Genomic DNA, 18,428 nt, shown 5'->3' with positions numbered 1-18,428 from the left:
CAGAGAGCTTGATGGAGGCTCGGCGCGGCGTTGGCGGAACGGCGTCCGCGGCGCTGATGGGGGCTTGGTGGAGGAAAACGGATCGATGCCATAGAAAGGGGAGCGAACGATGAAAATCGAACGGATCCGAGGTGGCGTGTCGCTAAGGCGGACGATTGAAAGCGGAACGGAGGAGCAGCGGCGTGCGGTGCTCGATATCATCGCCGCTGTGCGCGCCCGCGGCGACGAAGCGCTGAAAGAATACACGGAACGGTTTGACGGCGTCCGCTTGGATTCGCTCAAGGTGACGGAAGCGGAACTGGAGCGGGCGCATGCGGCGATGGACGCGGAGATGCTTCAGATCATTCGCGAAGCGGCGGCCAACATTCGCGCCTATCATGAGCGGCAAAAGCGCTCATCATGGTGGATGACGAACGAAGACGGCACGATTCTCGGGCAGAAGGTAACGCCGCTTGATGCGGTCGGATTGTACGTGCCGGGCGGGACGGCCGCTTACCCGTCGTCTGTGCTCATGAACGTCATTCCCGCACAAGTGGCGGGAGTGAAGCGGATTGTCATCACCTCGCCGCCAAACCAAGACGGCGCGCTTCCGGCTGGCGTGCTGGCGGCGGCCTATGAACTTGGGGTGACGGAAATTTACAAAGTCGGCGGCGCGCAGGCGATCGCCGCGCTCGCGTACGGGACGGAAACGATCCGGCCGGTTGACAAAATTTTCGGGCCGGGCAATATTTATGTCGCATTGGCGAAGCGGGAAGTGTTTGGGCATGTGGCGATCGACATGATCGCCGGGCCGAGCGAAATTGTCGTGCTCGCCGATGAGACGGCGCATGCGGATGAGATTGCGGCCGATTTGTTGTCGCAAGCCGAGCATGACGTGCGGGCGTCAGCGATTTTGGTGACGCCGTCGATGAAATTGGCGCTGGCGGTGGCGAGTGAAGTCGAACGACAGCTTGAAACGCTGCCGCGCCGCGGCATCGCCCAAGCGGCGCTTGAGAACCATGGCGCCATTTACGTCACGGAGACGCTTGAGGAAGCGGTCGATGTCGTGAACGAACTGGCGCCGGAGCATTTGGAAGTGATGACGGCCGAACCACTCGCGCTATTAGGGAAGCTCCGCCATGCAGGGGCGATGTTTTTCGGCCGCTTCAGCTCCGAGCCGGTCGGCGACTATTTCGCCGGGCCGAACCACGTGCTGCCGACGAACGGGACGGCAAGGTTTTCAAGTGGTTTGAGTGTCGATGAGTTTGTGAAAAAATCAAGCGTGATCGTTTACAGCGATGCGGCATTGGCACAACACGGCGGCAAAATCGCCGCGTTTGCCCGCCTCGAGGGGCTCGAGGCGCACGCGCGCGCCGTTGAGATGCGGCTGAAGAAGGGGGAATGAACGATGGCAAGGGAAGCGACGGTCGCGAGAACGACGAACGAGACGAGCATTGAGCTGCGTTTGGCGATTGATGGTGAAGGAAAAGCCGAACTGGAAACGGGCGTGCCGTTTTTGACCCATATGCTCGATTTGTTTGCGAAACACGGCCAGTTCGATTTGCGCATTGACGCCAAAGGCGACACGCATATTGACGACCACCATACGACGGAAGACATCGGCATTTGCCTCGGGCAGGCGATCAAGGAAGCGCTTGGCGACAAAAAAGGAATCAAGCGGTACGGCAACGCGTTTGTGCCGATGGATGACGCCTTGGCGCAAGTTGTGATCGACTTGAGCAATCGCCCGCATTTTGAGTTTCGCGGCGAGTTTCCGGCAGCGAAAGTCGGCGCGTTCGATGTTGAGCTCGTCCATGAGTTTTTATGGAAACTGGCGCTTGAAGCGCGCATGAACTTGCATGTCATCGTCCATTACGGGCGCAATACGCACCATATGATCGAAGCGGTGTTTAAAGCGCTCGGGCGGGCGCTCGATGAAGCGACGATGATCGACCCGCGCGTCAAAGGCGTTCCGTCGACAAAAGGGATGCTGTAGCCGATGGAGTGGGGCGCCCCCCGTGGGGAAAGAGTTCCGCAGGCGCAGGAAAGGCGGTCGGATCGAGGCAGCGCTTCCTGCGGGAAAAGCTCCATGGATGCAGGAAAGGCGACCGGATGCCAAGGAGAGGTTTGCACATGGAAGGAGCGCCGTAAAAAAGCATGCCGCCATACCGTTGTTCATTGAACAAGGGGATGGGCATGGATCAGGGAAGAAAGGAATGGGATGACGATGATCGGGATCATCGACTATGGCATGGGCAACTTATACAGCGTCAGCAAAGCGCTCGAGCGGCTCGGCTGTCCGTATGTCCTAAGCGGCGACAAAGAGGAGCTCGAGCAGGCGCGCGGGCTGATTTTGCCCGGTGTCGGCTCGTTTCGCGATGCGATGCACATTTTGCGTGAAACCGGGTTGGCCGATTTCATCCGTGCGGCGGCTGAAAACGGCACGCCGCTGCTTGGCATTTGTTTAGGGATGCAGCTGTTGTTTGACGAAAGCGAGGAAAACGGGCCGACCAAAGGGCTTGGGCTTTTGCGCGGCCGCGTCGTCCGCTTTCCGGGTGTGACGAAAACGGGTGAACGGTATAAAGTGCCGCATATGGGCTGGAACCGGCTCCGTTTCCATCGCCCGTCGCCGCTTCTTCATGGCGTCGAGGAAGGGCATGTGTATTTTGTCCATTCGTATTACGTCGTCCCGGGCGATGAGGACGTCGTGCTCGCGAGCAGCGAGTATGACGTGGACGTTCCGGCGGTTGTCGGGCGCGGCAACGTCTGGGGCACGCAGTTTCATCCCGAAAAAAGCGGGGCGGTCGGCATGCGCATCTTGAACAATTATGTCGGCATCGTCACGGGAAGGGGGAATCGCTGATGGCGGCGTTTACGGTGTATCCGGCGATCGATATGCGCGGCGGCAAATGCGTCCGCCTGCTGCAAGGCGATTACAGCAAAGAAACGGTGTACGGCGATTCGCCGGTCGCGATGGCCGAGCAATTCGCGGCCCAAGGGGCGGAGTGGATTCATATGGTCGATTTGGACGGGGCGAAAGAAGGGCGGCGCGTCAACGACCGGTTTGTCATTGAAGCGGCCCGCCTGGGCGTCAACGTGCAAGTCGGCGGCGGCATCCGGACGGAAGAGGATATCGTGCATTATTTAGAAAATGGGGTCGCCCGCGTCATTTTAGGAAGCGCGGCCATTGCCGATCCGCCGTTTGTGAAAAAGATGCTCCAAACATACGGCCGCCGCATCGTGATTGGCATTGACGCCCGCGACGGCTTCGTGGCGACGGAAGGGTGGCTGGCGACGTCCAACGTGAAAGCGGAAGAACTCGGGCGGATGCTCGCCGAGGCGGGGGCGGAGACGTTTGTCTTTACGGACATTGCAACGGACGGCACGCTGTCGGGCCCGAACATCGCCGCCGCGGTCCGGTTGGCCGAGGCGACGGGAAAAGAAGTGATTGCTTCTGGCGGCGTCAGCTCGCTTGACGATTTGCGCGCGCTCTGCCAATATGCTGGACAAGGCATCGGTGGGGCGATCGTCGGCAAGGCGCTTTATACGAATCAGTTTACGCTTGCGGAAGCGTTAAAGGCGGTGAGCGAGCGATGATCACGAAACGCATCATCCCGTGCCTCGATGTGAAAGACGGCCGCGTCGTCAAAGGAGTGCAGTTTGTCCAGCTGCGCGATGCCGGCGATCCGGTGGAGCTCGCGAAGGCGTACGATGAGCAAGGGGCGGACGAGCTCGTCTTTTTGGACATTTCCGCTTCCCATGAAGGGCGGAAAACGATGGTCGATGTCGTCGAGCGCGTCGCTGCCGAGCTCGCCATTCCGTTTACGGTCGGCGGGGGGATTCATTCGCTTGACGATATGAAGCGGATGCTGCGCGCGGGCGCGGACAAAGTGTCGCTCAACACCGCCGCGGTGCTCCATCCGGCCTTGATCGCGGAAGGGGCGGACTTTTTCGGCTCGCAATGCATCGTCGTCGCCATTGACGCGAAATACGATGAAACGCTTGGTTCATGGCGCGTCTATACGCACGGCGGCCGCAACGCCACGAATTGGGAAGTCGTCGCTTGGGCGCAGGAAGGGGTCCGTCTTGGCGCCGGGGAGATTTTGCTGACGAGCATGGATGCCGATGGCGGCAAAAACGGCTTTGATATTGCCTTGACGCGGCGGGTGAGCGAAGCGGTCAGCGTTCCGGTCATTGCGTCCGGCGGCGCCGGCAAGGCCGAGCATTTCCTCGAAGCGTTTGCGGAAGGGAAGGCAGACGCGGCGCTCGCGGCTTCGATTTTCCACTACAAAGAGACGTCGGTTGGGCAAGTGAAAGCGTACTTAAAAGAAAAAGGGGTGAACGTGCGATGACGGCGGACATTCGCTTTGACGAAAAAGGGCTGGTGCCCGCGATCGTCCAAGATGCGCAAAGCAAGGAAGTGCTCACGCTCGCCTATATGAACAAAGAGTCGCTCGAAAAAACATTGGAGACGGGCGAAACGTGGTTTTACAGCCGCTCGCGCCAAGAGTTGTGGCATAAAGGGGCGACATCTGGAAACGTGCAGCGCGTTGTCGACATCCGCTACGACTGCGACGCCGATGCGCTGCTTGTGCTCGTCGAGCCGGCGGGTCCGGCGTGCCATACGGGCGCGTATTCGTGCTTTTCCCGCTCGCTGGACGGCGCGGCGCGCGCGCCGCAGGCCGACCGGTTCGCCATTTTGAACAAGCTCGAACAGATCATCGCCAAGCGCGACGCCGAACGGCCAGAAGGGTCGTACACGACGTATTTGTTTGAAAAAGGCGTCGATAAAATTTTGAAAAAAGTCGGCGAAGAAGCGGCCGAAGTGATTATTGCGGCGAAAAACCGGAGTCATGACGAGCTGAAATGGGAAGCGGCTGATTTGTTGTACCATTTGCTTGTGCTGTTGCGGGAACAAAAGCTGCCGCTTGACGCCGTGCTGGCAACGCTTGCCGAGCGGCACGCACAAAAAACGGAAGCAGCGGAACAAACCTAATCGTAAGCCGATGGTTGGCGAAGGCTTGTTCACGGGGACGATTGGAAACGGAGGAATGGGAAAACGGGATGCCCGCCACTCAGACTGCCGGGCTCATGGCTCGCGTGAGCGAACCGCGGAGGCAGCCGGAGGGCGGGGCATCCTTTTTTGACGTCTCCGCCGTTTGGCGGACGGCGATGGCGCGGCTGCCATGTTTTTGAGCTGAGTTTTGTTGTTTGTTTCAGCGGCCAATATGATATACTGTTGTTCGACGAATTTTACGGACAACGGAGGACAGAATGGGAAAACAACTGAAGCAGTCATCACGAAAAGCGACGATTGTGCCGTTTATCCAGAACGGAGAGTATTTTTTCAAAAAAGGAATGAAAGCATACGATCGGGGCGATTTGCATAAGGCGAGGAAGTATTTCGAGCGCGCCGTCCGTTTGGATGAGCGCGATGCGTCGTTTGCCCTGCAGCTGGCGCTAGTATTGTCCGAACTTGGTGAATACCAGTTTTCAAACCAATGGCTGTTCAAAATTATTCATGATCTCGATGAAACGATGGACGACTGTTTGTATTTTTTGGCGAACAATTTCGCCTGCCTCGGCTTGTTCCGCGAGGCTCGGCAATACGCTGAACAGTACTTGGCGAATGAGCCGGACGGGGAGTTTGCCGACGATGCCGCCGACTTGCTTGAGCTGCTTCGGCTCGATGGTCCGGAATGGACGGAGGAGCAGGAAGACCTTATGGCGCTCGAGGATCGCGCCCGCCGGTTGCTTGAGGAGGAGCGGTTTGCGGAAGCGATTGAGGCGCTCGAGGCGATTGTCGCCCGCTATCCGGACGTGTGGGCGGCGCACAACAACCTGGCGCTTGCGTATTTTTACAGCGGCCAGGTCGAGAAGGCAAAAGAGAAGCTGGAGAATGTGCTTGAGCGCGACCCCGGCAACTTGCATGCGCTTTGCAATGCGCTCGTTTTCGCGTATTACTTGCATGATCAGGAGCAAGTCTCTTCCCTTTGCCGGACGCTCGCCGGGCTTTATCCGTTTTTCCATGAGCATCAATACAAGCTCGGGGCGACGTTCGCGCTTGTCGGACGGTTCGATTTGGCGTTCCGCTGGCTGCACCGCCTGTACAAAAGCGGCTTTCGCGGCGACGGGCCGTTTTACTACTGGCTCGCCTGCACCGCCTACCATACGGGGCATGAATCGCTCGCTCGGAACATGTGGGAAGAGTTTCTCGTGTTTCATCCGGAAAAGCGCGGCGAGGAGCCGTGGGCTGTTCCGTCGTTCGACGAAGCGTTTGCCCGCATCATCCGCTGGATTGAGCAGGAAGGATTGGCTGACCAGTTGTACGGCTTATATTTGTTCAGCCGCTCGAAGCAAGCGGAGGAAACGGCCATGTCGCTGGCGGTCTGCCGCTTGTTGCCGGCCGACCCGCGCTTGCGTCCATTCATCGACTCGTTTTTATTTGGCTTGACCGACGGCCCGTCCGCCCGGGCGGGGAACGTCGGCCGCATGGTCGATGCGCTTTCGGCAAATAATGAAGAAAAGGAAGCACTCTGCCGCTTTGCGTTTGCGATTGCCGTCCATCCGCTGGCCGATGGCGAACGGTTTGCGAACGGAGCGGCGTGGGCGGCGGCGATTGAATACATGTGGCGCCGCCAGCAAGGAGAGAAAGTGACGCAAAAAGAGATGGCGGCCAAATACGGCGTCTCGGCGGCAACGGTGGGAAAATATGTGCAAAAAGCGCGCCAACTATGGTCATGAGCAAATCAATAGACAGGGCGAACCGACTTCTATACGATGAAAATGGAAGGATTCTCGAGCGAAGGAGTGGACGGTGTGGCAGAGGAAAAAATTTACGATGTCATTATCGCCGGAGCTGGCCCGGCGGGGCTGACGGCGGCTGTCTATACATCTCGCGCCAATTTGTCGACCTTGATGATCGAGCGCGGCGTCCCGGGCGGGCAGATGGTGAATACCGAAGAAGTGGAAAACTACCCGGGCTTTGAGACGATTTTAGGGCCGGAATTGGCGACGAAAATGTTTGAGCATGCGAAAAAATTCGGCGCGGAATACGCTTACGGCGATGTGAAAGACATCATCGACGGCGAGGCGTACAAAACGGTCATCGTCGGCGACAAAGAGTACAAGGCGCGCGCCGTCATCATCGCCACCGGGGCGGAATACAAAAAGCTCGGCGTGCCAGGGGAAGCGGAGCTCGGCGGCCGCGGCGTGTCGTACTGTGCGGTGTGCGACGGGGCGTTTTTTAAAGGAAAAGAACTGGTGGTCGTCGGCGGGGGCGACTCGGCGGTCGAAGAAGGGGTGTATTTGACGCGCTTTGCCAGCAAAGTGACGATCGTCCATCGCCGCGACAAGCTGCGGGCGCAAAAAATTTTGCAAGACCGGGCGTTTGCCAATGAAAAAATTGACTTCATCTGGAATCATACGGTAAAACAAATCAACGAAAAAGACGGGAAAGTTGGCAGCGTGACGCTTGTGCATACGCAAACGGGCGAAGAACGTGAATTTCCGTGCGACGGCGTGTTCATTTACATCGGGATGGTGCCGCTCTCGAAGCCGTTTGCGAGCCTTGGCATCACGAATGAAAACGGCTATATTGTGACGAACGAGAAAATGGAAACGAAAGTACCGGGCATTTTCGCTGCCGGCGATGTGCGGGAAAAAACGCTCCGGCAAATCGTGACGGCCACCGGCGACGGCAGCATCGCTGCGCAAAGCGCCCAGCATTACGTTGAGGAACTGAAAGAAAAGCTCCATAAGCAAGGAGTCAGCTGATCCGGTAACCAAATCGCAATCAAATCGTAATGGTTATTTAACCCAGATGTAACACGAGCGCAACACATTTGTCGTATGCTATAAGTAAGCAATTGACCCCCTTTTATATAGATCCTTTTTGGCGCGGGCATTTGTCCGCGTCTTTTTTTGTCTGGCGCTCGCTGGGCGCGAAAGGCGTTGGCCGGGCGGAGTGCGGGAAGGCCGCCGGCGTTTTGACAGACGGGCGTTTTCCAACGGTTTGAAGGTGGAGCGGCCTAGCCATTTATGGTAAAATAAAAACAATGAGATGCGCGCAACAGTTGGGGGGAACGACTTGCAACGGGTAACGAATTGCGTACTATATAAAGACGGCCGCGTGTTGCTTTTGCAAAAACCAAAGCGCGGGTGGTGGGTCGCCCCAGGCGGCAAAATGGAGCCCGGTGAAACGGTGCGTGAAGCTTGCATTCGTGAATACCGGGAAGAGACGGGCATTTATTTGAAAAATCCGAGGCTCAAGGGCGTTTTTACGATCGTGATGAAAAACGGGAATGAAACGGTGTCGGAGTGGATGATGTTTACGTTTTTCGCCGACGACTTCATCGGCGAAAACGTGCCGTCTTCCGAAGAAGGGACGCTCGCTTGGCATGAGGTTGAAGCGCTGTCCACGTTGCCGATGGCCCCAGGAGACTACCATATTTTAGAATACGCTGTCAAAGGCGAAGGGGTCATGTACGGAACGTTTGTATATACGGAGGAGTTTGAGCTGCTTTCATATCGTCTTGATCCAAGTTAGCGGAAGGGGAGCAGAAAAATGGGGAAACACGGGGCGCAGCAACCGATTCAACTCGTCATCATCACCGGCATGTCCGGGGCGGGCAAAACGGTGGCGATCCAAAGCTTTGAAGACCTCGGCTTTTTTTGCGTCGACAACTTGCCGCCGACGCTGTTGCCGAAGTTTTTGGAGCTTGTGAAAGAGTCCGGGAATAAAATGAATAAAGTCGCGCTCGTCATGGATTTGCGCAGCCGCGACTTTTTCGACCACTTGTTTGCCGCGCTCGATGAGTTGGCCGGGCAGGCGTGGATTATGCCGCAAATTTTGTTTTTGGATGCGCAAGACTCGACGCTTGTGGCCCGCTATAAAGAAACGCGGCGGACGCATCCGCTCGCGCCGAATGAGCCGCCGCTTGAAGGCATCCGCCTGGAGCGGAAACTGCTTGAGGAGCTCAAAGGGCGGGCGCAAATCGTTTATGACACGACTGGGCTCAAGCCGCGCGAACTGCGGGAGAAAATCGTCCGCCAGTTTTCATTGCACGCCCAGTCCGGCTTTACGGTCAACGTTATGTCGTTTGGATTTAAATACGGCATCCCGATTGACGCTGACTTGGTGTTTGATGTCCGCTTTTTGCCGAACCCGCACTACATTGAGCATATGCGGCCGAAAACCGGGCTCGATGAGGAAGTGGCGTCATATGTGCTCAAATGGGGAGAAACGCAAAAGTTTTTGGAAAAGCTGATTGATTTGCTGGCGTTTATGCTGCCGTATTACCAGCGCGAAGGAAAAAGCCAGCTGGTGATCGCCATCGGCTGCACGGGCGGTCAGCATCGTTCCGTGGCGCTCGCTGAGCATATCGCCCGCCATTTTTCCGCCGATTATAAAACGGTTGTCTCGCACCGGGACATGGAGAGGAGAAAGGAAGCGCATCGATGAGAGACAAACGAGCAGCGAAGATCGTCGTCATCGGCGGCGGCACTGGGCTTCCCGTCCTGCTTCGGGGTCTGAAACAGCACGATCTTGACTTGACGGCTATCGTCACCGTCGCCGATGACGGGGGGAGTTCCGGGCGGCTCCGGGATGAACTGCACATCCCGCCGCCTGGGGATGTGCGCAACGTGCTCGCCGCGCTGTCTGATGTCGAACCGCTTATTGTTGAGCTGTTTCAACACCGTTTTCAAAACGGCAACGGCTTATCGGGACACTCGCTCGGCAATTTGATTTTGGCGGCGCTCACATCGATCACCGGCGATTTTGTGAAGGCGATCCGCGAAATGAGCAAAGTGTTGAACGTGCGCGGCCAAGTGTTGCCGGCGGCGAACAAAAGCGTCGTGTTGCACGCGGAAATGGAAGATGGTACCATTGTTTCGGGCGAGTCGAAAATTCCTGGCGCGGGGAAAAAAATTAAGAGGGTGTTTTTAACCCCGGAAGATATTGAACCGTTGCCGGAGACGACCGCCGCCATCCGCGGCGCCGACTTGATTGTCATCGGCCCGGGGAGTCTGTACACAAGCATTTTGCCGAACTTGCTCGTGCCGAAAATCGGGCAGGAAGTGTGCAAGGCGAAGGCGAAAAAAGTCTATATATGCAACATTATGACCCAGGCCGGCGAGACGCCGCACTATACGGTGAGCGACCATGTGAAGGCGCTTCATGACCATCTTGGCGTCCCGTTTTTGGATGCTGTCATCGTCAACAGCGGGGCGATTCCAGAATCCATCCGCCGCCGGTATGAAGAGGAGCGGGCCGAGCCGGTGCGTGACGACAGCAGCGGGCTTTCGTTGCAAGTCATCCGCGACGATATTGTCACGTACGAGGATGGGGTCATTCGCCATAATACAGGGAAAGTCGCCGCCCTCCTTCTCGGGCTGCTTCCCCGCTGCTAGACGGCGGGCGCTGTGTGCTTGGTCCGCATACGCATAGGCCAAGGAGACGGGGCGCGAGGGGCGGCGGCCGCATGGCCGCGCCGAGAGTTGGGCACCTCCAACCGGCCGGTACGGGAGCGAATGGAGGTGGAACGATCATGTCTTTTGCGTCCGAAACGAAGAAGGAGCTGACGAATTTAGAGGTCAAGCGCTGCTGCTTGCGGGCCGAGCTGTCGGCGCTGTTGCGCATGAACGGCTCACTGGCGTTTTCCGGCGGGCGGATGGCGGTCGATGTCCAAACGGAAAATGCGGCGATCGCCCGGCGCATTTATACGCTGTTGAAAAAAGGGTATGACGTCGCGGTTGAGCTGTTTGTCCGCAAAAAAATGCGTTTAAAGAAAAATAACGTGTATATCGTCCGCATTACCGACGGCGCCGCCCCGCTGCTCCGTGATCTTTGCATTTGGAACGGCGATTTTTCGTTCATTCATGACATCGATCCGGAACTTGTCAAGAAAAAGTGCTGCAAGCGCTCGTATTTGCGCGGTGCGTTTTTGGCCGGCGGCTCAGTCAACAATCCGGAGACGTCCTCGTATCACTTGGAGATTTTTTCTTTGTACGAGGATCATAACCGCTCTTTATGTGAACTGATGAACAGCCACTTTTTTTTAAATGCGAAAACGTTGGAACGGAAAAAGGGGTTTATTACGTATTTAAAAGAGGCGGAGAAAATTGCCGAGTTTTTGAACATCATCGGCGCTCACCAGGCGCTGCTCCGCTTTGAAGACATCCGCATCGTCCGCGATATGCGCAACTCGGTCAACCGGCTTGTCAACTGCGAGACGGCCAATTTGAACAAGACGATCGGCGCTGCACTCCGTCAAGTCGAAAACATCCGCTACATCGACGAGACGATCGGCCTCGACGCCTTGCCAGCGAAGCTGCGGGAAATCGCGAAGCTTCGCATCGAGCATCAAGACGTGACGCTGAAAGAGCTTGGCGAGATGGTCGCCGGCGGCAAAATCAGCAAATCCGGCATCAACCATCGACTGCGCAAAATCGATGAGATCGCGGAGCGGCTGCGGGCGGGAAAGCCGGTCGACTTCCATAAATCGCTGTAAAGGGGAGATGGAGAATGGTGGAAAGACAAGTCGAAGTGAAATTGAAAACCGGGCTGCAGGCGCGCCCGGCGGCGTTGTTTGTCCAAGAGGCAAACCGTTTTTCCGCTGATGTGTTTTTAGAAAAAGACGGGAAACGGGTGAACGCGAAAAGCATTATGGGCTTGATGAGCCTCGCCATCGGCCATGGAGCGGTGGTCACGCTCATTGCCGACGGTCCGGATGAGCAAGAAGCGATCGAAAAGCTCGCCGCCTATGTGCAAAAAGAAAAGTGAGTGGTGCGCCGGAACGACCGTCGGTGCGTTCGCGGGCAAATATGAGACAAGGCTGCTCCGTTTCCGAAGCAGCCTTTATTGTTTCGGCTTATTTTTCGTCCGAACGCGTCAGCACCCGGTCGATAATGCCATATTCCATCGCTTTTTGCGCTGTCATGAAGTTGTCGCGGTCCGTATCGCGTTCGATCACTTCGATCGGCTGGCCGGTGTTTTCCGCCAAAATGCGGTTCAGTTTGTCGCGCAAGAACAAAATGCGCTTCGCGGCGATTTCGATTTCCGTCGCTTGCCCTTGGGCGCCGCCGAGCGGTTGGTGGATCATTACCTCGCTGTTCGGAAGGGCAAACCGTTTTCCTTTGGCGCCAGCCGCCAGCAGAAACGCCCCCATCGATGCCGCCATGCCGATGCAAATCGTCGATACGTCCGGCTTAATGAACTGCATCGTGTCGTAAATCGCCAAGCCGGCCGTGATCGAACCGCCCGGGCTGTTGATGTACAAGGAAATGTCTTTGTCCGGGTCTTCCGCCGCCAAAAACAGCAGCTGCGACACGATCGAGTTGGCCACTTGGTCGTCGATCGGGCTGCCGAGGAAAATGATCCGGTCTTTCAACAACCGCGAATAAATGTCATACGCCCGTTCCCCGCGGTTCGTCTGTTCAATGACCGTCGGAATCAAATACATCCAAAACGCCTCCTTTTCCCTTTCATAAAGTATGTACGCCTTCATCATACACGAATGGTCAATGAAGGTCAAACAAAATGCCCTCTTCCCGCCAGTTATATATATTCGCGAACGACGGCGAACATCCCTCTTTTCATCATAACCGCTTTTTCATTTTTTAAACCACTGTTTTCCGCCGCCTCTGCAACCGGGGCGAAGAACCGCGGCCGTCGGTGCAGGCGATAAGGTGTGGAATGGGCGCCCAATTTTTCCTCTTTTTTTATTGCATTTTCCCCTTGCATTTTTTTTCGATCCTGCTATAATAGAACATGCAACAGAACGGAACAGCAAAACAATCAATCGATATGCCCTCGTAGTGTAGTGGATAGCACGAGAGATTCCGGTTCTCTTAGCGTGGGTTCGAATCCTGCCGAGGGCGCTACTTGTATCCGACCCGTTCGGATCAGAATTCCTAAACTCCTTGATACGACCGCGTTTGCGGTCGTTTTTCATTTTTGGGGAATCCCGAAAAAAACGATAGAATCCGAAAAAATTTTGCACGAATTTTGCACGGCTATTTGGTACGATCCAGTTCCGCCATCGCGAGACGACCTGCCGGGATTCTTTTTGTTCCATCTCATCTAAAATATGCGAGTACGTTTGCAGAGTAGTGACAATATGGCGGAACGGGAAACGAGTTTGGAGCAGCTGGCTTCGATTCGGTTTCGCCAACCGTCGATCACGATTCGGACCTTGTCCGCAGACAAAGCGTATGGCGCCACGGAGTATCTGGAAGCGCTCTTTCTTCATCCAGACTACAGTTGCAAATGATTTGTGTACCTCTTCAAGTGGTGTTCAGACAATGATTGAACGGTCGGAGAAAAAATAAAAAAAACGTATAAACGAAAGCCTCTTCTGCTGCCTTTGCGAGTGAAGAGGCTTTTTATAATGTATTTATCGGTCGGTAGCGCCAAGATGCTTCTTTAATGCTTCTTGAAGAATTTGGGAGTAGTTCACGTTATGTTCTTTCGCTAGATCATCAAGCCATTTCGGGATAGTCAACGTCTTTTTAACGGCTCTGTTTTCCATTTCATGTCTAAAAGGTGGCATCCATACCTCGATGAACACGATTACTTGATTGTTTTCTGTTTGAATTTCCGATACTTTTGAAGGCTCAGGAATCTCTTCATTTTCCTGTTCCAAGCCGTATAAGTGTAATGCCATCGCCTCTTTAGCCATTTTAAAAGCGTCTTCTTCTGTATCTCCGCAAGTAAAGCAGCCAGGAAGATCAGGAAACTCAACAGATATTCCATCGCTGCTGTAATCGAAAATAGCTGGATAAATATAGCGGTCTTTTTTGTGCATATATGTTAACCTCCTTTAGGGGGCTTATAATAGTCCCGCCTGTTTGAGTATGCTTTTTACTGTTTTGATCGGTAAGTTTTTCTTTGGATGGGGGATGGTTACTAGTCCAGGTTTACTGGGATGTTTAAACTGATGATGACTGCCACTTGTTCTTACTATGTACCACCCATCTTGTTGTATGATTTTTATTAATTCCTTTGAAGAGTAACTCTTCATTTCCCTCCCTCCTTAATTACATTATAACACGTATTTTAACACGTATAAACAGTTTTTAATCAATTTTTTGTTTTTTGTCGTGTAAATGCCACTAATAAGTGAAAGGTGCAAACCGAATCCTCCTTCCGTTGCGTCACCCGATTGGGCGGCGTTTTTTATTTAGGTGAGGTGATACACGTGTAGAAGTTGCACGAGGTATTGAACGATAACAAAAGCTAAACCACATGAAGAAAAAGGACAGAATGACCTGGGGCGACTGGATGGAGATCATGGGGTCCGGCGCGATACGTATAAACGAGTGCGCGGGGCGGTGAGGAGGAAATGGGAAGGAATAAAGACCCTTAGGTTAAAAAACATATACTTGGTATATGGTTATAATCCTGCCGAGGCAAAACAGCCGCCTAGGAGGCTGTTTTTCTTTTAGATCAGCAGCGGACGCGCCGCTTTCCTCGAGAGGGTTCCCAAATCAAGGGCTCGGGCGGGGCATTGGGTTTTTTCGTCTGAACAGGCGCCGGTTCGGGCGGTCGACAAGGCCGCTTTCCGCCGTCAAAAATTTCTCCTACCCCCTCCTGCTCCCGTCGTGTACAATAAAAGAAAGGGAGGCGTGACGATGAGGGCGGAGTTATGGCAAGAGCAGCGGCTGCAGCTGTCGCTGACAAAGGAACTGGTGCAGGCGATTGAACTGTTGCAATATTCCGCAGTGGATTTGGAAGCGTTTTTATATGAACAGTCGCTGGAAAACCCGTTTTTGGAAATTCGCCGCACTCGGGTGCGGCAACGGCCAAGCCGGACCGAAAGAGACCAAAAGCAATGGCTCGAGAACATCGGCGCCCGCGCAGAGACGCTTGGCGGTTATTTGCTTTCGCAGCTGCCTGCATGCAAGCTCGATGATCAAGAAGAGCGCATCGTCCGTTATCTCATTGCCTCGCTCGATGAGGACGGCTATTTGCGCGTGCCGCTTGCCGAGCTGGCGGAGCGGTTTTCCACATCGGAACAAGAGATGGAACGGGGGCTGCGCCTTGTGCAGTCGCTTGACCCGCCGGGAGTCGGCGCCCGCGATTTGGCGGAATGCCTTCTTTTGCAGCTGGAACGTCTTCCGGAGCGCGACGAGCTGGCGGAAACGATCGTTCGTGATCATTTTATTCCTTTTGCGGAAAAGTCGTGGAAAACGCTGGCCAAGCAGCTTGGCGTCAGCCTTGGCGAACTGCAGCGCGTCTTCGAGCTCATTCGCACACTCGAGCCGCGGCCGGGCATTCACTATTCGAGCGAAACACCGCCTTTGGTGGTGCCGGATGTCATCGTCGTCCGCGGGGCGGAAGGGGACTGGATGGCCGCCTATAATGATGACATCCATCCGGAGCTCGGATGGAATCGGGAGTACGAGCGGCGCATCGCCGCATCGAGCGATCGGCATGCCGAACAGTTTATCAAAGAAAAATATCGGCAATTTACATGGCTTGCAAAAAGCCTAGAGCAGCGAAAACAGACGCTTCTTCGGCTCATGGCGGTCATTGTCGACCGCCAGCGCCCGTGTTTGGAGTTTGGGCTTTCGGCGCTCAAGCCGATGACGATGCGCGAGGTGGCCGAGGAGCTCGGCGTCCATGAATCGACGGTAAGCCGTGCGGCGCGTCATAAATATGTGCAAACGCCGTTTGGCACGATCGAGCTGCGCCGCTTCTTTTCGAACGCCGCGACGGTCAAGGAAACGATCGAGGTGGCTTCCTCCGCTCAAGTGAAATCGATCATCCAAGAGCTGATCGCGGCGGAAGACCGACAGGCGCCGCTTTCTGACCAACAGCTGGCCGATTTGCTTCATGGCCGATACGGCATCGCCATTTCGCGCCGCACGGTCGCCAAATACCGCGAGCAGCTGCGCATTCCTTCTTCGGCGAAACGAAAGCAATACACCGGAGCTTGATGCGACCGGTGAAAGAAAGGAAGAACGCGATGCACATCCGGTTGTACACGAAGACGAACTGTCCGCTTTGCGACAAAGCGAAAGCGGTTTTGACGGAGCTGCAGGCAGACTATCGGTTTACGATGGAAGAGATCGATATTTATGAAGACGACGCGCTTCTCGAGAAATATCAGTTGATGATTCCGGTCGTCGAGCTTGACGGGGAAGAAATCGGGTATGGGATGATTGAAAAAGAAATGGTGAGAAAGCGGTTGCGGCAAGTGCGAAACAGTTGAACGGCTATCGTCCTCCTGCTATAATGAAAATGGCGCGGGAGGAATTTTTTATCGATTGGTGGGACATAATATGTCATACCGGGACAAAAAACGTCCCTACGTTCTGCTAAGGGGAAGGATCGATGCAACCGTTAGTAGAGGCATTAAAAAAATTATCGCCCGACTTGCTTGACGTTATGCAAAAACGGTACGAGATTTTGCACTCCATTTCGCTTATGGCGCCGATCGGGCGGCGGGCGCTGGCGGCGAGCCTCGGCATGAGTGAGCGGGTGCTCCGGTCGGAAACAGAATTTTTGAAAGGACAAAACTTGCTTTCCGCCGATGTGTCGGGCATGCGGTTGACGGAGGAAGGCCAGGCGCTCCTTCATACGCTCAATGATTTGATGCGGGAAGCGCTCGGACTCAAAGAGCTGGAAGCCGCGCTGCAGGAACAGCTCGGCATTCCGCGGGTGATTGTCGTTGCCGGGGATAGCGACCGTTCCCCTTGGGTAAAAAAAGAAATGGGTAGAGCGTGTGTCGCCTGCATGAAGGAGCTGCTTGAGCCCGGGGACATCGTCGCCGTGGCCGGCGGAACGACGATGGCGGCGGTCGCGGAGATGATGACGCCGGATTCGAAGCTTCGCGATGTGTTGTTCGTGCCGGCGCGTGGCGGCCTTGGCGAAGATGTCGAGAATCAGGCGAACACGATTTGTGCGAAAATGGCGGAAAAAGCGATGGGCCGCTATCGGTTGCTGCACGTGCCTGACCAGCTGAGCGATGAAGCGTACGCGTCGCTTGTCGAAGAGCCGGCGGTAAAAGAAGTGCTTGAGCTCATCCAATCATGCCGCATGGTCGTCCATGGCATCGGTGAAGCGGTGACGATGGCCAAGCGGCGGAAGACGCCGCCTGTAGAGATGGAGAACATCATCGCCCGCCATGCGGTCGCCGAGGCGTTCGGCTACTATTTCAACGAGTACGGCGACGTCGTCCATAAAGTGAAAACGGTCGGCATTCAACTTGAGCATCTCCCGCATGTCGAACACGTCATCGCCGTCGCCGGAGGGGCATCGAAGGCGAAAGCCATTCGCGCGTACATGAAACGGGCGCCGCACTCGCTATTGGTGACGGACGAAGGAGCCGCAAAAGCGTTCGTAGGGGAGTAATCTCCCTTGCTGATACAATCCAATCGCAAGGAGGAAAATAAGATGGCAGTCAAAGTGGGAATCAACGGATTTGGCCGCATCGGACGCAACGTCTTCCGCGCGGCATTGAAAAACCCGGACATTGAAGTGGTGGCGGTGAACGATTTAACCGATGCGAATACGCTTGCTCATTTGTTGAAGTACGACTCTGTCCATGGCCGTCTGGATGCCGAAGTGTCCGTCAACGGTAACAACTTGGTCGTCAACGGCAAAGAAATCATCGTCAAGGCGGAACGCGATCCGGCGAACTTGGCGTGGGGCGAGATCGGCGTTGACATCGTCGTTGAGTCGACCGGCCGCTTCACGAAACGCGAAGACGCCGCCAAACATTTGGAAGCGGGTGCGAAAAAAGTGATCATTTCCGCCCCGGCGAAAAACGAAGACATTACGATCGTCATGGGCGTCAACCAAGACAAATACGACCCGAAAAGCCACCATGTTATCTCGAACGCGTCGTGCACGACGAACTGCTTGGCGCCGTTTGCCAAAGTGCTGCATGAACAATTCGGCATCGTCCGCGGCATGATGACGACCGTTCACTCGTACACAAACGACCAACAAATTTTGGACTTGCCGCATAAAGATTTGCGCCGGGCTCGCGCCGCGGCCGAATCGATCATTCCGACGACGACCGGGGCGGCGAAAGCGGTCGCGCTCGTTTTGCCGGAATTGAAAGGAAAGTTGAACGGCATGGCGATGCGCGTGCCGACGCCGAACGTATCCGTTGTCGACTTGGTGGCGGAATTGGAAAAAGAAGTGACGGTCGAAGAAGTGAATGCCGCGTTGAAAGCAGCAGCGGAAGGCGAGCTGAAAGGCATTTTGGCCTACAGCGAAGAACCGCTCGTGTCGCGCGACTACAACGGCAGCACCGCTTCGTCGACGATCGACGCGTTGTCGACAATGGTCATTGAAGGCAAAATGGTGAAAGTCGTTTCGTGGTATGACAACGAAACGGGCTATTCGCACCGCGTCGTCGACTTGGCCGCCTACATCGCCTTGAAAGGGCTGTAAAACCAGCTTGGCGTTGAGTTTTCCATCCGTTCAAGTCTAT

At 55.4% G+C, this 18,428-nt stretch carries 21 protein-coding genes, 1 tRNA gene and 1 pseudogene; 19 read left to right on the top strand and 4 right to left on the bottom strand.

The window, feature by feature from the left end; translation table 11 throughout:
* Nucleotides 1-109 precede the first annotated feature (109 nt).
* From hisD to CV945_RS08405, 13 genes are all read left to right on the top strand, one after another.
* Nucleotides 110-1,384: a histidinol dehydrogenase gene (gene hisD / locus CV945_RS08470; protein WP_063329602.1), complete on the top strand. Its 1,275-nt coding sequence runs from the start codon at nucleotides 110-112 to the stop codon at nucleotides 1,382-1,384.
* A 3-nt stretch (nucleotides 1,385-1,387) separates the two neighbouring features.
* Complete coding sequence (hisB, locus tag CV945_RS08465; protein WP_033012056.1) at nucleotides 1,388-1,975, top strand: imidazoleglycerol-phosphate dehydratase HisB; 588 nt, start codon at nucleotides 1,388-1,390, stop codon at nucleotides 1,973-1,975.
* 225 nt (nucleotides 1,976-2,200) lie between these two features.
* Nucleotides 2,201-2,842, top strand: a complete 642-nt coding sequence (gene hisH, locus CV945_RS08455; RefSeq protein WP_100659555.1) for an imidazole glycerol phosphate synthase subunit HisH — start codon at nucleotides 2,201-2,203, stop codon at nucleotides 2,840-2,842.
* Nucleotides 2,842-3,576, top strand: coding sequence for a 1-(5-phosphoribosyl)-5-[(5-phosphoribosylamino)methylideneamino]imidazole-4-carboxamide isomerase (hisA, locus tag CV945_RS08450; protein ID WP_100659554.1), 735 nt, complete (start codon nucleotides 2,842-2,844; stop codon nucleotides 3,574-3,576). Before hisH ends, hisA begins: the two co-directional genes overlap by 1 nt.
* Nucleotides 3,573-4,331 (top strand): imidazole glycerol phosphate synthase subunit HisF, encoded by a 759-nt coding sequence (gene hisF, locus CV945_RS08445; protein ID WP_100659553.1) that lies wholly within the window; start codon nucleotides 3,573-3,575, stop codon nucleotides 4,329-4,331. Before hisA ends, hisF begins: the two co-directional genes overlap by 4 nt.
* Entirely contained in the window at nucleotides 4,328-4,975 is a 648-nt protein-coding gene (gene hisIE / locus CV945_RS08440; RefSeq protein ID WP_100659552.1) for a bifunctional phosphoribosyl-AMP cyclohydrolase/phosphoribosyl-ATP diphosphatase HisIE, read from the top strand. The genes hisF and hisIE overlap by 4 nt, the downstream gene beginning before the upstream one ends.
* 278 nt (nucleotides 4,976-5,253) lie before the next feature.
* Nucleotides 5,254-6,723: a tetratricopeptide repeat protein gene (locus CV945_RS08435; RefSeq protein WP_100659551.1), complete on the top strand. Its 1,470-nt coding sequence runs from the start codon at nucleotides 5,254-5,256 to the stop codon at nucleotides 6,721-6,723.
* A 75-nt stretch (nucleotides 6,724-6,798) separates the two neighbouring features.
* On the top strand, nucleotides 6,799-7,755 hold the full coding sequence (gene trxB / locus CV945_RS08430; protein ID WP_033012068.1) for a thioredoxin-disulfide reductase: 957 nt from the start codon (nucleotides 6,799-6,801) through the stop codon (nucleotides 7,753-7,755).
* A 313-nt stretch (nucleotides 7,756-8,068) separates the two neighbouring features.
* Nucleotides 8,069-8,527: an NUDIX hydrolase gene (locus tag CV945_RS08425; protein WP_033012106.1), complete on the top strand. Its 459-nt coding sequence runs from the start codon at nucleotides 8,069-8,071 to the stop codon at nucleotides 8,525-8,527.
* A gap of 18 nt (nucleotides 8,528-8,545) precedes the next feature.
* Complete coding sequence (gene rapZ / locus CV945_RS08420) at nucleotides 8,546-9,442, top strand: RNase adapter RapZ (RefSeq protein WP_100659550.1); 897 nt, start codon at nucleotides 8,546-8,548, stop codon at nucleotides 9,440-9,442.
* Complete coding sequence (locus CV945_RS08415; RefSeq protein ID WP_100659549.1) at nucleotides 9,439-10,392, top strand: gluconeogenesis factor YvcK family protein; 954 nt, start codon at nucleotides 9,439-9,441, stop codon at nucleotides 10,390-10,392. The genes rapZ and CV945_RS08415 overlap by 4 nt, the downstream gene beginning before the upstream one ends.
* Nucleotides 10,393-10,529: 137 nt before the next feature.
* Entirely contained in the window at nucleotides 10,530-11,492 is a 963-nt protein-coding gene (gene whiA, locus CV945_RS08410; RefSeq protein WP_033012071.1) for a DNA-binding protein WhiA, read from the top strand.
* Nucleotides 11,493-11,506: 14 nt separating this feature from the next.
* Nucleotides 11,507-11,764, top strand: a complete 258-nt coding sequence (locus CV945_RS08405) for an HPr family phosphocarrier protein (protein WP_100659548.1) — start codon at nucleotides 11,507-11,509, stop codon at nucleotides 11,762-11,764.
* A gap of 88 nt (nucleotides 11,765-11,852) precedes the next feature.
* On the opposite strand, the gene clpP is transcribed toward CV945_RS08405, so the two are convergent.
* Entirely contained in the window at nucleotides 11,853-12,443 is a 591-nt protein-coding gene (clpP, locus tag CV945_RS08400; protein WP_033012074.1) for an ATP-dependent Clp endopeptidase proteolytic subunit ClpP, read from the bottom strand.
* A gap of 346 nt (nucleotides 12,444-12,789) precedes the next feature.
* On the opposite strand from clpP, the gene CV945_RS08390 reads away from it, so the two are divergent.
* A tRNA-Arg gene (locus CV945_RS08390) sits at nucleotides 12,790-12,861 on the top strand.
* Nucleotides 12,862-13,031: 170 nt separating this feature from the next.
* On the opposite strand, the pseudogene CV945_RS17845 reads toward CV945_RS08390, so the two are convergent.
* Nucleotides 13,032-13,100 (bottom strand): annotated as a pseudogene (locus CV945_RS17845) (multidrug DMT transporter); the annotation flags it as partial.
* Between CV945_RS17845 and CV945_RS17045 the strand changes: the two are divergent.
* Entirely contained in the window at nucleotides 13,101-13,253 is a 153-nt protein-coding gene (locus CV945_RS17045) for a hypothetical protein (protein WP_033012077.1), read from the top strand.
* A 123-nt stretch (nucleotides 13,254-13,376) separates the two neighbouring features.
* Here CV945_RS17045 and CV945_RS08380 read toward each other — a convergent pair whose 3' ends face one another.
* On the bottom strand, nucleotides 13,377-13,787 hold the full coding sequence (locus CV945_RS08380) for a type II toxin-antitoxin system HicB family antitoxin (protein WP_033012079.1): 411 nt from the start codon (nucleotides 13,785-13,787) through the stop codon (nucleotides 13,377-13,379).
* Nucleotides 13,788-13,811: 24 nt separating this feature from the next.
* Nucleotides 13,812-14,003: a type II toxin-antitoxin system HicA family toxin gene (locus tag CV945_RS08375; protein ID WP_033012080.1), complete on the bottom strand. Its 192-nt coding sequence runs from the start codon at nucleotides 14,001-14,003 to the stop codon at nucleotides 13,812-13,814.
* Between the two features lie 610 nt (nucleotides 14,004-14,613).
* On the opposite strand from CV945_RS08375, the gene rpoN reads away from it, so the two are divergent.
* The 4 genes from rpoN to gap all read left to right on the top strand — a co-directional run bounded on the left by rpoN (nucleotide 14,614) and on the right by gap (nucleotide 18,388).
* A complete protein-coding gene (gene rpoN / locus CV945_RS08370) occupies nucleotides 14,614-15,921 on the top strand; it encodes an RNA polymerase factor sigma-54 (RefSeq protein WP_100659547.1) in 1,308 nt (435 codons plus the stop codon).
* Nucleotides 15,922-15,950: 29 nt separating this feature from the next.
* Nucleotides 15,951-16,196, top strand: a complete 246-nt coding sequence (locus CV945_RS08365) for a glutaredoxin family protein (protein WP_033006443.1) — start codon at nucleotides 15,951-15,953, stop codon at nucleotides 16,194-16,196.
* Between the two features lie 122 nt (nucleotides 16,197-16,318).
* A complete protein-coding gene (locus CV945_RS08360) occupies nucleotides 16,319-17,338 on the top strand; it encodes a sugar-binding transcriptional regulator (RefSeq protein WP_100659546.1) in 1,020 nt (339 codons plus the stop codon).
* A 42-nt stretch (nucleotides 17,339-17,380) separates the two neighbouring features.
* Nucleotides 17,381-18,388, top strand: coding sequence for a type I glyceraldehyde-3-phosphate dehydrogenase (gap, locus tag CV945_RS08355; RefSeq protein WP_100659545.1), 1,008 nt, complete (start codon nucleotides 17,381-17,383; stop codon nucleotides 18,386-18,388).
* Nucleotides 18,389-18,428: the final 40 nt, after the last annotated feature.

Origin of the sequence: Geobacillus sp. Manikaran-105, from assembly GCF_002809955.1 — a bacterium.
Taxonomy (GTDB): domain Bacteria; phylum Bacillota; class Bacilli; order Bacillales; family Anoxybacillaceae; genus Geobacillus; species Geobacillus thermophilus.
This window is presented reverse-complemented; position numbering and strand designations above follow the sequence as displayed.

Excerpts from the sequence above, each read along its gene's own strand:
- hisD (WP_063329602.1), top strand. The coding sequence starts at position 110 with ATGAAAATCGAACGGATCCGAGGTGGCGTGTCGCTAAGGCGGACGATT.
- hisB (WP_033012056.1), top strand. The coding sequence starts at position 1,388 with ATGGCAAGGGAAGCGACGGTCGCGAGAACGACGAACGAGACGAGCATT.
- hisH (WP_100659555.1), top strand. The coding sequence starts at position 2,201 with ATGACGATGATCGGGATCATCGACTATGGCATGGGCAACTTATACAGC.
- hisA (WP_100659554.1), top strand. The coding sequence starts at position 2,842 with ATGGCGGCGTTTACGGTGTATCCGGCGATCGATATGCGCGGCGGCAAA.
- hisF (WP_100659553.1), top strand. The coding sequence starts at position 3,573 with ATGATCACGAAACGCATCATCCCGTGCCTCGATGTGAAAGACGGCCGC.
- hisIE (WP_100659552.1), top strand. The coding sequence starts at position 4,328 with ATGACGGCGGACATTCGCTTTGACGAAAAAGGGCTGGTGCCCGCGATC.
- CV945_RS08435 (WP_100659551.1), top strand. The coding sequence starts at position 5,254 with ATGGGAAAACAACTGAAGCAGTCATCACGAAAAGCGACGATTGTGCCG.
- rapZ (WP_100659550.1), top strand. The coding sequence starts at position 8,546 with ATGGGGAAACACGGGGCGCAGCAACCGATTCAACTCGTCATCATCACC.
- CV945_RS08415 (WP_100659549.1), top strand. The coding sequence starts at position 9,439 with ATGAGAGACAAACGAGCAGCGAAGATCGTCGTCATCGGCGGCGGCACT.
- whiA (WP_033012071.1), top strand. The coding sequence starts at position 10,530 with ATGTCTTTTGCGTCCGAAACGAAGAAGGAGCTGACGAATTTAGAGGTC.
- CV945_RS08405 (WP_100659548.1), top strand. The coding sequence starts at position 11,507 with ATGGTGGAAAGACAAGTCGAAGTGAAATTGAAAACCGGGCTGCAGGCG.
- clpP (WP_033012074.1), bottom strand. The coding sequence starts at position 12,443 with ATGTATTTGATTCCGACGGTCATTGAACAGACGAACCGCGGGGAACGG.
- CV945_RS17045 (WP_033012077.1), top strand. The coding sequence starts at position 13,101 with ATGGCGGAACGGGAAACGAGTTTGGAGCAGCTGGCTTCGATTCGGTTT.
- CV945_RS08380 (WP_033012079.1), bottom strand. The coding sequence starts at position 13,787 with ATGCACAAAAAAGACCGCTATATTTATCCAGCTATTTTCGATTACAGC.
- CV945_RS08375 (WP_033012080.1), bottom strand. The coding sequence starts at position 14,003 with ATGAAGAGTTACTCTTCAAAGGAATTAATAAAAATCATACAACAAGAT.
- rpoN (WP_100659547.1), top strand. The coding sequence starts at position 14,614 with ATGAGGGCGGAGTTATGGCAAGAGCAGCGGCTGCAGCTGTCGCTGACA.
- CV945_RS08365 (WP_033006443.1), top strand. The coding sequence starts at position 15,951 with ATGCACATCCGGTTGTACACGAAGACGAACTGTCCGCTTTGCGACAAA.
- CV945_RS08360 (WP_100659546.1), top strand. The coding sequence starts at position 16,319 with ATGCAACCGTTAGTAGAGGCATTAAAAAAATTATCGCCCGACTTGCTT.
- gap (WP_100659545.1), top strand. The coding sequence starts at position 17,381 with ATGGCAGTCAAAGTGGGAATCAACGGATTTGGCCGCATCGGACGCAAC.